Here is a 12,165-nt window from a genome sequence, read left to right on the forward strand (position 1 = left end):
GGAGACACTATCTCTTGCGGAAAAGGAGATATCCAATGACCGAAGAACGTGCAGTCCTCGCCGGTGGTTGCTTCTGGGGCATGCAGGACCTCATCCGCCGATACAAGGGCGTGATTTCGACCCGCGTCGGCTATAGCGGCGGCGATGTGCCGAATGCCACCTACCGCAACCACGGAACCCATGCCGAGGCGATCGAGATCATCTTCGACCCCGCAAGGATCAGCTATCGGGAAATCCTCGAATTCTTCTTCCAGATCCACGACCCGAGCACGCGCAACCGCCAGGGTAATGATGTTGGCTCGAGCTACCGCTCGGCAATCTTCTACGTCACCCCTGAGCAGGAGCGCGTCGCCAGGGATACGATCGCCGATGTCGATGCATCAGGCCTGTGGCCCGGCAAGGTCGTCACCGAAGTCGTGCCGGTTAGCGATTTCTGGGAAGCCGAACCCGAACACCAGGATTATCTGGAGCGGATTCCGAATGGCTATACCTGCCATTTCGTCCGGCCCGGCTGGAAGCTGCCGGTCCGCCAGAAGATCGCCTGAAATTGATCAGGCTCCCATCGCCGCGCGGCTGGTTTCCAGAAGCGCGGCGACGAGATTTGCCCGTGGCGAGGATCGCGTCACGACGATACCGACCGTGCGCACAGCGGACGAGCGGGGCAGGGGCAGCTTGACGATATCTAATCCCGCCGGCCAGGGCGGCGCCCAATCCGGCACGATCGAGATCCCGAGACCGCGGTCTACCATCACCGCTATCGCCTCCAGCGCGTCGAGCTCATAACGCTCGACCGGGCGGATGCCGATCTCGCGCAGATATTCGTCGGCGATGTGGCCACCCCACTGGTTGCGGTCGTAGCGGATGAAGGGCAGGGTCTGCAGCAGTTCGAGCGGATCGGCGCCTTCGCAGTCCCGCGGCGCGATCAGCACCAGGGGTTCCTGGCGCAGCTTGTTGAAGGTCAGCGTCTTCTGCATCGGAAATCGCGGCTCGATAATGAAGGCGGCGTCCAGCGTGCCGTTCAGAACCTCGGCATAGAGATCCATCGACGCGCCCGGCTTGAGGAAGATTTCGATCAGCGGATAGTCCTGCGCAAGGCGGTGGAGAATGCCGGGAACGAGACCGGTCAGCGCCGTATTGATCGCCCCGATCCGCATCTCACCCGAAAGCGTCGCGGTGCCGGCCATGGCCTTCAGGTCGCGTGTATCGCGCACCAGATCCCTACAGCGTTCGAGAATGGCAAAACCCGCCTCCGTCGGCCGCATCACGCGGCCGGAGCGCACCAGCAGTCGCACCCCGAGCTCGGCCTCCAATGCGCGGATACGCTGGGCGACAGCGGCAGGCGTGAGGTTTAGCCGCTGGGCGGCCTCCGCCAGCGAGTGCCGCTCGGCAACGACAATGAAGGTTTCGAGAAAACGTGTGTCCATCGATAGTTTTTCTATCTCCTGAACGAAGCAAAAGCGATATTTTATTTACGATCCATTGCCCCGAAAGATGGCCCGACCATACGAGGAGACGGATGAAATGGATTTCGGCCTGAAGGACAAGACGGCCCTGGTGCTTGGCGCCGGCGGCGGACTGGGCAGCGCGATAGCCGCCAAGCTTGCGCGCGAAGGCGCCAGAATTGCCGCGGCGGATATCGATCTCGCCGCCGCTGAGAAGACCGTGGCTGCGGTCCAATCCGAAGGCGGCAAAGCGCTGGCACTGCAATGGGATCTTTCCGATCTCGGCTCGATCGATGCGCATGTCGCTGCAATCGAACGGCAGTTCGGACCGGTCGACATCCTCGTCAACAATACCGGCGGCCCACCGCCGACCACCGTCTCCGGCCAGGATCCGACGGTGTGGAAACAGTATTTCCAAAGCATGGTGCTCTCGGTCATCGCCATTACCGATCGTGTGCTGCCTCAGATGCGGGCGCGGAAATGGGGGCGCATCGTCACCTCTACCTCTTCGGGCGTGGTCGCGCCGATCCCCAATCTCGGCATTTCGAACGCGCTGCGCCTGTCGCTAGTCGGCTGGTCGAAAACGCTGGCGCGTGAGGTCGGACGCGACGGCATCACCGTCAACATCGTCCTGCCCGGCCGGATCGCCACCGGCCGCATCACCTTCCTCGACGAGCAGAAGGCCAAGCGCGAGAACCGCTCCATCGATGACGTCGTCGCAGAAAGCACCGGCAGCATTCCGCTCGGCCGCTATGGCCGGCCGGAAGAATATGGCAATATCGTCACCTTCCTGGCAAGCGAGCCTGCCTCCTATCTTACCGGATCGGTGATCCGCGTCGATGGCGGCATGATCCAGAGCATCTGACAGAAACCGAGTTGGAACCGATAACCGATGGCCCTCAGCGCTGAAGCGATAGCAACCCTCAAGACCGTCTCGACGGCGACCCTGACGACCGTTCTTCTGAAGAAAGGCCTGCGAAACGTCTGGATCCGCGGCGCCGTTCCCCTGAAGCCCGGTCAGCCGCGCATCGTCGGCCCGGCCTTCACCCTGCGCTTCGTGCCTGCCCGCGAAGATCTGGCGACGCCGGCATCCTGGGCCTCGCCGATCTCGACACGCGCCGCGATCGAGGCGATGCCGGAAGGCTGTGTCGCCGTCGTCGACGCGATGGGTGTTACCGATGCCGGCATCTTCGGCGATATCCTCTGCGCCCGCATGCAGAAGAGAGGCGTTGCAGCCCTCGTCACCGACGGTGTCGTACGCGACCTTGCCGGCGTGCTCGACACGAACCTGCCGGTCTGGTGCCGCGGTGTCGCAGCACCCCCTTCGGTCGCCGGCCTCACCTTCGTCGCCTGGCAGCAGCCGATCGGCTGCGGCGGCGTTGCGGTCTTTCCTGACGACATCATCGTCGTCGACCAGGACGGCGCGGTGCTGATCCCGGCCGATCTGCTCGAGGCGGTGCTGGCAGAAGCGCCGGAACAGGAGCGCATGGAAGCCTGGATCATGACCAGGATCGATGAAGGCGTACCGTTGCCCGGCCTCTACCCGATGAACGCGGAAACAAAAGCGCTTTACGAGGCCTCGAAGAAGTAAAGCTCCGGGCCAGGGCGGATTGTAGTGGCCACGGTTTCGCCCAGCCCGTAACCCAAAACGTGAATTACTTTTGCGACAGAAATTTCCCCGACTTTTCTGCGGTGGCGATTTTTGTCGCGAAACTTAGGATTCTTGCGACATTTGAACGGCCGGTTCCGACCTCATCTCGGCCGTTCATGGCAGGAGGCGAGGACGTCTAGAGCGGACTTTGCAGGTCGACATTGACTTGGATCATATCTGTCACATGTTTCGGCACTCTCGCGACAGGAATCAATGGAGTTGGTTCTGCCGATGACACCTGACGAAATGAAGATCGTGCGGCGAGCTTATGCGAAGCAGATCACGGCGGCTGTGAGAGTTGTCGATGAACGTGTTGAAGCAGCCTTTGCCGAAGTACCGCGAGAAGATTTCCTTGGTCTCGGTCCGTGGCCGATCTTCCGAATGCGAAAAGCCTATGTACCGACCCCGACCGCCGACCCGGTCTACCTCTATACGGATGACGTTGTTGGTATCGTCCCTGAGCGCCACATCAACAACGGACAACCTTCACTTCATGCCTTCCTGCTTTCGCAGGCCGCCCTGCGAGCAGGCGAGCATATCGTGCATGTTGGCGCTGGTGCCGGCTACTATTCTGCGATCATGGCGAACCTCGTTGCCGCATCCGGCAGGGTGACGGCGATTGAGTTCGAGCAGGAGCTTGCTGCGCGGGCGAAAGCAAATCTCGCTGCCTATCCGATCGTTTCCGTGGTCCAGGGAGATGGCAGCTCCGTAGCGTTCGATTCAGCCGATGTGATCTATGTGAATGCTGGAGCAACCCGGCCCGCGAATATCTGGCTGGATCGGCTCAATAATGGCGGAAGGCTGATCCTACCGCTCACGACCGATCTTGGATTTACCAGCAGCAATTGGAGCAACATGCACCTTCGCGGGGCGGTGTTCCTCGTGACGCGTAGGGGTGAGGAATTTCACGCGCAATGGATTTCGCCGGTCGCCATCTTCCCCTGCGAAGGAATGCGCGATGAGGAATCGGAAAAAGCGCTCGCGGCGGCGTTCGAGAGCGGGGAGCACAAGCGGGTGACCCGGCTGTATCGTACTGATGAGGTGCCGGCCGAGCGATGTTGGGTTCGCGCTCCCGGCTGGTGCCTAGCCTATGCTTAGACGACGCTTCGGCATCATACTGTCGCGTAATTCCCAAATTCCGCGACAGTACCGGAAGCGCTGATTTTCCAGGGATTTTCTGTCGCAAATATCAGCCGCAGAAATCGACGATCTGCGACCGACTTCTGCAATACCGAATGGTGGGTATCCCGCGAAACCCAATGGGAAGAAGACAGCCCGCTTCTCACCAATCTGTGCCGCTACCCGTGTGTTGCAAAAATCCCGACTTTTGCCGCGTTCGAAAGTCAGGATCTCCGCGACAAGGCAGGAAATTCGTCCTTGCCGTGCAGCGGCAGGTCAGCGGGTAACCCACCCCGCTGACCTGCGCCTATTCGTCAGAATAGGTTGCGACCGTCACTCCTCGGATCACCATCTATCTGGTGAGGCGTGTAAAGGTCGGCACGAGCGTTTCGCCGCCAAGGTCTTGCAGGAGACACTGGATCATTTCTGATGGTCGTAACAGCGATCGCAGCTTCCCCACTTGTGGGGCATCGTACCGCCCATTGCCCATCAGGCGCAGCTATTCCGGAAGGGACCGTGACGCTCTGCGGCGCATGAGCTGAAAAACTGATCCAGTAGGAATTACTAGCAGCGTGTCCTAATGCCTCCGCAGCAAAAGCCAGTGAAGGCTTTGAAGGCGTCTCGCCTGTGGTGGAGAACAGTACGCAATCGACATCATGCCGTTCATATTCTGTGAAAATTTCCGGATAATGCAGTTCCATGCCCATCGAGCAGCCGAAACGGAGACCATCCACCTCAAAGGTCACCGGATTTTTTCCCGGCGAGTACATAAAAGAGACCTTCGTATTCGATAGCAGACGCTCGTCGTAACGTGTCACCAACTCTCCACGATCGGATATCACATAGAGACTGTTATGCGGTCGATGTGGCGAAGTGAGCTGATGGACGGAGCCGAATATCGTCCATAGCTTAAGTTCACTCGCAAATTTTCTGGTTGCCTCCAGTTCCTCCCGCAAAACACTCCATTCGCAGCGAGTCCAATCGGACGGGCCAATTTCCCGAGGGCCATTCTCAGACATGATGCGCTTGTTAGGCGAACAGGTCGTGCCCTCGGGGAAGTGTATGAGGCGAGCGCCTGTCGTATGCGCCTCCTCCATAAGGCGGCGCATTTCCGATGCGCTGGCACGGAGCGCCGAAATATCACGAGGATCGTTGAACAGCGATGTCTGGGCGACAGCGATCCGTATTGAACGAATCACGGGCTCGTCCGGTAGTTGGCGGATATGTTGAAGAGCTGCGGTGTAAGACTCGCCGGTTTTGGCTGTGCGAGCACGTACAAGGCGTTTGAGATTTCCGTTTTGCGTCATTATCAGGCCTTTCACGTCTCGGACGCAGTTCCCCAGCAACCCGCCCGAAACGATCGGACCAAGACAGCGGCCTGAGACGAAAGTCCCTTTGCCTCCGTTCAAGACCATGCTGGGGAAGGTCTGGGAGGTTAGGCGCAGGCCACGCCGAGATAAAATTGTCGAGCAGGTGCTGATTCGTCAAGCAGTTGCGATAATCCCGATTAAAGCGACGGTCAGGCGAAGCGAATGCTTCCCGGAAATATCTTCAGCAAGCCAAACCGCTCGCAATGCCCGTGCCGCAAGCGAATAGTGCATCACAGGATACTTGTTTTTCACACTTAGGTTAGGGGCTGGGCGACTTCGCAGCCCTTTTGTTTTGGCGCAGACGGAAGCTCCTCCGGTAAGCCGGAAGCCTCCGCCGCGCTCAATAACGAGGCACGTAATCCAGGCCCCCGTCGATCCGCGCAGGGCGCCCGTCCAGGAAAAGTTCGCCGATGCGCGGCGCCGAGCGGGCGATGACCTTGCCGCGGCGGATCACCGCCAGTCGGTTCGGCTTCAGCCGCAGCGCTTCCAGCGTGTCGCTCGCCTGGAGGATGACAAGGTCGGCGTTGCATCCCTTTTCCAGGCCGTAGCCTGCAAGCCCCATCGTCTTCGCAGAATTGACGGTGAGTGCGTCGAAGATCCTCTTCTTGTCGTCGATGCCGGCCATCTGCGCGACATGGATTGCCATATGGCCGACCTCCAGCATGTCGCCCGACCCCATCGAATACCAGGGGTCCATGACGCAATCGTGCCCGAAGGAAACGTTGAGCCCGGCATCCATCAGTTCCCGCACGCGGGTCATGCCGCGGCGTTTCGGATAGGTGTCGTGCCGGCCCTGCAGCATGATGTTGATCAGCGGATTGGGGATGACGTTGATCTCGGCCTCCGCCATCAGCGGTATGAGCTTGGAGACGTAATAATTGTCCATCGAGTGCATCGAAGTCAGATGCGAGCCGGCGACGCGCCCCTGCAAGCCGAAGCGGATGGTTTCAGCAGCCAGCGTCTCGATATGGCGCGAGAGCGGATCGTCGGTTTCGTCGCAATGGATATCGACAGGCAGGCCGCGATCGGCGGCGATGCGGCAGAGCGCCTCGACAGAGGCCGTACCCTCGCCCATCGTCCGTTCGAAATGGGGAATGCCGCCGACAATATCGACACCCATGTCGAGGGCGCGGTTGAGCGCATCGATTGCGCCCGGCGAGCGGTAATAACCGTCCTGGGGGAAGGCGACCAGCTGCAGATCGATATAGGGCGCGACCTTTTCGCGAACCTCGATCAGCGCCTCGACGGTCACCAGCCTGGGATCGCTGGTATCGACATGGCTGCGGATGAAGAGCAGGCCCTGCGTCACCGCCAGATCGCAATAACGTAGCGCACGATCGACCAGTTCCTCCTTCGTCACGATCGGCCGCAATTCTCCCCAGAGCGCGATACCTTCGAGCAGCGTGCCGGATACGTTCATGCGTGGCAGCCCGAGCGACAGGGTGGCGTCCATGTGGAAATGCGGATCGACAAAGGGCGGACTGACCAGCCGGCCGGTTGCGTCGATTTCTTCCGCCGCCTGCGCCGGGAGATTGCGCTCAAGAGCGATGATCTTGCCGCCCTGGATGCCGATATCAATGCCGGTTCGGCCATCGGGGAGATTTGCATTTCTGACGATCAGATCGAACATCGGAGCCTCATTGGATGTGGGCGGTTTCAGCGTTCGCCGCGGCGATAGGGCTGCATCAGCGCCTGCGGAACGCGGGCGCGGCGGGCCATGACGGCAAGGGCGGCAATGGAAAGGATATAGGGCGTCATCAGAAAGAGCTGATAGGGCAAAAGCCCGCTCAGCGCGGTTTGCAGCCGAAGCTGAAAGGCGTCGAAGAAGGCGAAAAGCAGCGCGCCGAACAGCGCGCGGCCCGGCCGCCAGGAGGCGAAGACGACGAGCGCGATGCAGATCCAGCCGCGCCCCTGCACCATGGTCGGGAAAAAGCTGTTGAAGGCCGACAGTGTCAGGAAAGCGCCGCCCATTCCCATCAGCGCGCTTCCCATGATGACCGCGCCATAACGCACCTTCATCGGATTGACGCCCTGGGCTTCCGCCGCATGCGGGTTTTCGCCAGTCATGCGGATTGCAAGCCCGACTGGCGTGCGGAAGATGATGTAGGCCATCAGCAGGGCGATCATGATCGCGAGATAGGTGGGCGCCGTCTGCGTGAAGAAGGCTGGCCCGATGAACGGCAATGTCGAGAGACCGGGAATGGCGATCGGCTGGAACGGCACGATGGTGGGCGGCGTATTGGCAAGCGGCACGATCAGCCGGAAAACATAATAGCTGAAGCTGGAGGCAAACAGCGTGACGCCGAGACCGGAAACATGCTGGGAGAGGCCGAGCGTCACCGTCAGACCGGCATGCAGCAGGCCGAAGACGCCACCGGCCACGCCGGCAATCAGCAGGCCGGTCCAGAGATCGGCGCCGTGATAGACGGAAAGCCAGCCGATCATCGCGCCGAAGGTCATGATGCCTTCGATGCCGAGATTGAGCACACCGGCGCGTTCGCAGAGCAAAGCGCCGAGCGTGCCGAAAATCAGCGGCGTGGCGATCCGCAGAATTGCCGCCCAGAGCCCGGCGGAAGCGATGATGTCGAACAGCTGCATCATCGCCGGATCCTGTATTGGGTGAAGAACAAGGCGATCAGCATCGTCAGCAGCGACAGCGCCACCGTGACATCGGCGATATAGGTCGGGATGCCGAGGCCGCGGCTCATGCCGTCCGCACCCACGAACATGGTGGCCGTGAAAATGGCGGCGAAGACGACGCCGAGTGGATTGAGGTTGGCGAGCATGGCGACGACGATGCCGGCATAGCCGAAACCGGGCGATAGGTCGGTCGTCACATAACCCTTGACCCCCATGACCTCGATCGCTCCCGCCAACCCCGCAAGCCCACCGGAGAGACAGGCGACCTTCACCAACGTTTTGCCGAGCGGGACGCCGGCAAAGACGGCCCCGCCGGGATTGAGACCCGCAGCGCGCGACTGCATGCCGAACACGGTGCGCGACTGGACGAAATGGACGACAACCGCCAGTGCGATCGCAATCGCAAAGCCGATATGCAGACGCGAGCGGGCGATCAGCTTCGGCAGCATGGCGTGATCGCTGACCGATTGCGACTGCGGCCAGCCAAAGGCCAGCGGATCCTTGAGGATGCCGTCGATCAGCATCGAGACGAAGAGCACGGCGATAAAGTTCAAGAGCAGGCTGGTGACGACTTCATCGACCGAGAAGCGCAGCCTGAGCCAGAGCGGGATCAGGATCAGCACTATGCCCGCAATGGCGCCGACCAGCAGCAGCAGCGGAATGAGGATAGGGGCGGGAAGGTTGCCGAACAGTTTCGAACTCGCCGCCGCAACGGCGATGGCGCCGAGATAGAACTGGCCCTCCGCACCGATATTCCAGAGCCGCGCCCGGAAGGCGACGGCGGCGGCAAGTCCCGTCAGCATCAGCGGCGTTGCCCGCGTCAGCGTTTCGGTCGCCGAGAGCCGCGAGCCGAAGGCGCCGGTCAGGATGCGCCAATAGGCATCGATAACAGGCGCGCCGGCGATTGATATCAGGATGCCGGCCAGCGCCAGCGCTGCGATGACCGCGATCACTGGCGTGACGATCAGCAGGTAAAGCGGACGGTGCTCGCGGCGCTCAAATCGCATGGCCGGCCTCTGGGGTTTCCTGCCATTCGCCGGCCATCATCAGCCCCAGCCTGCGGGCATCGGCGTCTTCGGCCTCGACGGGCGGTGACAGGCGGCCGCCGACGATCGCCTGTATACGATCGGCAAGCGCGATCACCTCGTCGAGGTCTTCCGAGATCAGCAGCACGGCCGTACCCTGCCGGCGGGCTTCGAGCAGGCGGGCGTGCACGGCGGCCACGGCGCCTTCATCGAGACCGCGCGCGGGCTGCGCGGCAATCAGGATGCGCGGCCGCCGATGCAGGTTGCGGCCGAGAATGAGCTTTTGCATATTGCCGCCCGAGAGCAGCCGGGTGCGGAGGGCTGGGCGGCCGCCGCGGACATCGAATCCGTCGATAATTTCGGTCGCGAAAGCCATGCCCGCCTTGCGGTTGACGAGGCCACGCCGAGAAAAGGCCGGCGATGCGATGCGCTCCAGCACGACGTTTTCCCAGATCGCCATTTCGCCGATCACGCCCTCCTCGTTACGGTCCTCGGGAATGCGGCCGATGCCGGCGTCGACGACATCGGAAACACTAAGATTGCCGATGGCTTCGCCAAACAACAGCAGGTCGCCGGCGCTGCGCGCCAGCGTGCCGGAGAGAAGGTGCGCCAGTGCCGCCTGGCCATTGCCGGAAACGCCGATGATGCCGAGGATCTCTCCCTGGTGCAGCCGGAAGCTGACCGATTTCAGCCGATCGATGCCGCCGATGCGCACCGCCACATCGGCCGCTTCGAGGGCAACGGCGCCCGGTGTCGACGGCTCGCGCACGGGCCGCGTCACGCGGCGTCCGACCATCAGTTCGGCAAGTTCAGCCTTGCTGGTTTTCGATGCCTTGCGTTCAGCAACCATCTTGCCGCCGCGTAAGACCACGATGCGGTCGGCCGCTGCCATCACCTCGTCGAGCTTGTGCGAGATGAAGATCAACGACAGGCCCTGGCGGGCCATTTCCTTCAGCGTCGTGAACAGCCGCTCGGCCTCGATATTGGTCAGCACCGCCGTCGGCTCGTCGAGGATCAGGATGCGGGCGTCGTTATAGAGCGCCTTGAGGATTTCGACGCGCTGCTGCTCGCCGACCGACAAGTCGCCAAGACGGGCATCCGGATCGACCTTCAGGCCGAAACGTTCGGAAATTGTGAGCAGCTTCTTCCGCGCCGCCGACGTCCCCGAGCGCCAGGACCACAGTCTTTCCGTGCCGGTCATGACATTTTCGAGAACGGTCAGATTGGGCGCCAGCGAAAAATGCTGATGCACCATGCCGACGCCGGCGCGGATTGCGGCACGCGGCTTGCCCTGCGGCACCTCCGTGCCCTCGATCAGGATCCGGCCTGCATCCGGCATGTAATGGCCGAAAAGGATGTTCATCAGCGTGGTCTTGCCCGCGCCGTTCTCGCCAAGCAGGGCCACGACCTCGCCCTTTGCAAGCGTCATCGAAATATCGTCATTGGCGAGATTGCCGCCGAAGCGCTTGCTGACGCCGATAATTTCCAGCACAGGCCCGGTCATGACGGCAGTCCTGCAACAGGAAAACGGTGCTGCCATCGCTCCTCGGCCTCCAGGCGTGCGGCAAGCGACAGGAGACGCGGCTCGTGACCCATCGGCGCCATGATCTGCACCGGCAGCGGCATGGCGTGCTCATCCTGTCCGAAAGGCAGTGTCAAAGCAGGAAAGCCCGAAGTATTGGCGAGGCAGGCAAGCGGCGCAAATGCCGTCATCCGCTCGAGATGCAGATCCGTGTCGGCATGATCGGACGGAAAGGAACCGATCGCAAGAGGCGCGGAGGATAGCATCGGCATGAGGATGCAATCGACCCTGTCGTACAGTGCCCAGAGGTTACGGCTCACCAGGACGGCATCGTACAGCGTGCTCCAGAGCGATGTCGCTGAGAGTGCCCGTCCGCGCGCCGCGAAGGCCTGCGTGAGAGACTCGGCCCTGCTTTCATCAAGAGCCGCCGCCTCGATGAGTGCCGCAAGGTTGACGGAGACGATATCGGCGAAGGCGCGGCCGCCTGCAGCAACGCTCCATTCGAATTCGGACCACGCCAGTGGAACGACCTCATGTCCGTCGCTCTCCAGCACACGGGCCGCAGCCTCGACGGCGGCGAGCCGATCGTCCTTCGTGGGATAGGCCGACCCGGTATCGGCAAGCAGGCCGATCCGCAAACGGCCGTCATCGCTCTCGACGAGGGAGGGGTCAGGAAAAGGTCCTCGCGATTTGCCGCTCAGCCTGTCGAAAATCAGCGCCGTATCCCGAACCGAGCGGCAGACCGCGAGTTCGCTCGCGATACCGGCCAAGTGGTTGCCGAAGGATGGCCCGCCGGGGATAGCGCCGCGCGTCGGCTTCATTCCGACGAGGCCACAGCAGGCGGCGGGCACACGGATCGAACCGCCGGCATCGGTGGCATGCGCGATCGCGACGATCCCGGCGGCAACCGCTGCCGCCGCACCGCCGGAGGAGCCGCCCGCGGTTCGTGCGGGATCGAGGGGATTGTGACAGATTGGTCCGATCGCCGGTTCGCTGGCGAGCGACAGGCCAAATTCCGGGCTGGTCGTCAGGCCGAACAGACAGAAGCCGGCGTCGCGGAACCGGGCAGCCAGATCGGAGTCCGCTTCGCCGCCTCTTCTTTCGAACAGCCGCGAACCGGCCGTTGCCGGCAGCCCGGCAAAAGGGCCGCCAAGATCCTTCGCCAAGCTCGGCACGCCGGCAAAGCGCCTGGCGGAAAAGCGATCGGGCTCGTTCCGTCGCTCGCTGTCGCGGACCTCCGCCGAGGCTCGGCCCATGACGGCATCAAGATAGGCGATCGCGCCGAGCGGCTCCTGCAGCACGGCTGCCTCAAGAGAAGCCTGCATCGCCTCCGCAGCGCTCAGCTTGCCATGCCTGATCGCCGCCGCCAGATCCGTCGCATCGCCACGCATCAGCC

11 protein-coding genes are annotated in these 12,165 nt (G+C 62.1%); 4 read left to right on the forward strand and 7 right to left on the reverse strand.

Annotated features, from left to right (window positions below; genetic code table 11):
• Positions 1-35: 35 nt before the first annotated feature.
• Positions 36-545 carry a peptide-methionine (S)-S-oxide reductase MsrA gene (gene msrA / locus OLZ32_RS26335; protein WP_264398505.1) on the forward strand — a complete coding sequence of 170 codons (510 nt, stop codon included), beginning with the start codon at positions 36-38 and terminating at the stop codon, positions 543-545.
• Between the two features lie 6 nt (positions 546-551).
• Here the strand turns inward: msrA and OLZ32_RS26340 are convergent, their stop codons facing one another.
• Positions 552-1,424 (reverse strand): LysR family transcriptional regulator, encoded by an 873-nt coding sequence (locus tag OLZ32_RS26340; protein ID WP_003549302.1) that lies wholly within the window; start codon positions 1,422-1,424, stop codon positions 552-554.
• 97 nt (positions 1,425-1,521) lie between these two features.
• Here OLZ32_RS26340 and OLZ32_RS26345 point away from each other — a divergent pair, with 97 nt between their 5' ends.
• The 3 genes from OLZ32_RS26345 (at position 1,522) to OLZ32_RS26355 (ending at position 4,191) form a co-directional block, all read left to right on the forward strand.
• On the forward strand, positions 1,522-2,307 hold the full coding sequence (locus tag OLZ32_RS26345; RefSeq protein ID WP_264398506.1) for an SDR family oxidoreductase: 786 nt from the start codon (positions 1,522-1,524) through the stop codon (positions 2,305-2,307).
• A gap of 27 nt (positions 2,308-2,334) precedes the next feature.
• Positions 2,335-3,033 carry a ribonuclease activity regulator RraA gene (locus tag OLZ32_RS26350; protein WP_264398507.1) on the forward strand — a complete coding sequence of 233 codons (699 nt, stop codon included), beginning with the start codon at positions 2,335-2,337 and terminating at the stop codon, positions 3,031-3,033.
• Positions 3,034-3,324: 291 nt separating this feature from the next.
• Positions 3,325-4,191, forward strand: coding sequence for a protein-L-isoaspartate O-methyltransferase family protein (locus OLZ32_RS26355; protein WP_264398508.1), 867 nt, complete (start codon positions 3,325-3,327; stop codon positions 4,189-4,191).
• Positions 4,192-4,526: 335 nt separating this feature from the next.
• Here the strand turns inward: OLZ32_RS26355 and OLZ32_RS26360 are convergent, their stop codons facing one another.
• The 6 genes from OLZ32_RS26360 to OLZ32_RS26385 all read right to left on the reverse strand — a co-directional run bounded on the left by OLZ32_RS26360 (position 4,527) and on the right by OLZ32_RS26385 (position 12,160).
• Positions 4,527-5,519 carry a carbon-nitrogen hydrolase family protein gene (locus tag OLZ32_RS26360; RefSeq protein WP_264398509.1) on the reverse strand — a complete coding sequence of 331 codons (993 nt, stop codon included), beginning with the start codon at positions 5,517-5,519 and terminating at the stop codon, positions 4,527-4,529.
• A gap of 403 nt (positions 5,520-5,922) precedes the next feature.
• Complete coding sequence (locus tag OLZ32_RS26365) at positions 5,923-7,212, reverse strand: amidohydrolase family protein (RefSeq protein ID WP_264398511.1); 1,290 nt, start codon at positions 7,210-7,212, stop codon at positions 5,923-5,925.
• Positions 7,213-7,238: 26 nt separating this feature from the next.
• On the reverse strand, positions 7,239-8,183 hold the full coding sequence (locus OLZ32_RS26370) for an ABC transporter permease (protein ID WP_130728587.1): 945 nt from the start codon (positions 8,181-8,183) through the stop codon (positions 7,239-7,241).
• A complete protein-coding gene (locus tag OLZ32_RS26375; protein ID WP_264398512.1) occupies positions 8,180-9,229 on the reverse strand; it encodes an ABC transporter permease in 1,050 nt (349 codons plus the stop codon). Before OLZ32_RS26375 ends, OLZ32_RS26370 begins: the two co-directional genes overlap by 4 nt.
• A complete protein-coding gene (locus OLZ32_RS26380) occupies positions 9,219-10,751 on the reverse strand; it encodes an ABC transporter ATP-binding protein (protein ID WP_264398513.1) in 1,533 nt (510 codons plus the stop codon). Before OLZ32_RS26380 ends, OLZ32_RS26375 begins: the two co-directional genes overlap by 11 nt.
• Positions 10,748-12,160: an amidase gene (locus tag OLZ32_RS26385; RefSeq protein WP_264398514.1), complete on the reverse strand. Its 1,413-nt coding sequence runs from the start codon at positions 12,158-12,160 to the stop codon at positions 10,748-10,750. The genes OLZ32_RS26380 and OLZ32_RS26385 overlap by 4 nt, the downstream gene beginning before the upstream one ends.
• Positions 12,161-12,165: the final 5 nt, after the last annotated feature.

The sequence above is a fragment of the Rhizobium acaciae genome, from assembly GCF_025941625.1.
In the GTDB taxonomy this organism is placed as follows: domain Bacteria; phylum Pseudomonadota; class Alphaproteobacteria; order Rhizobiales; family Rhizobiaceae; genus Rhizobium; species Rhizobium acaciae.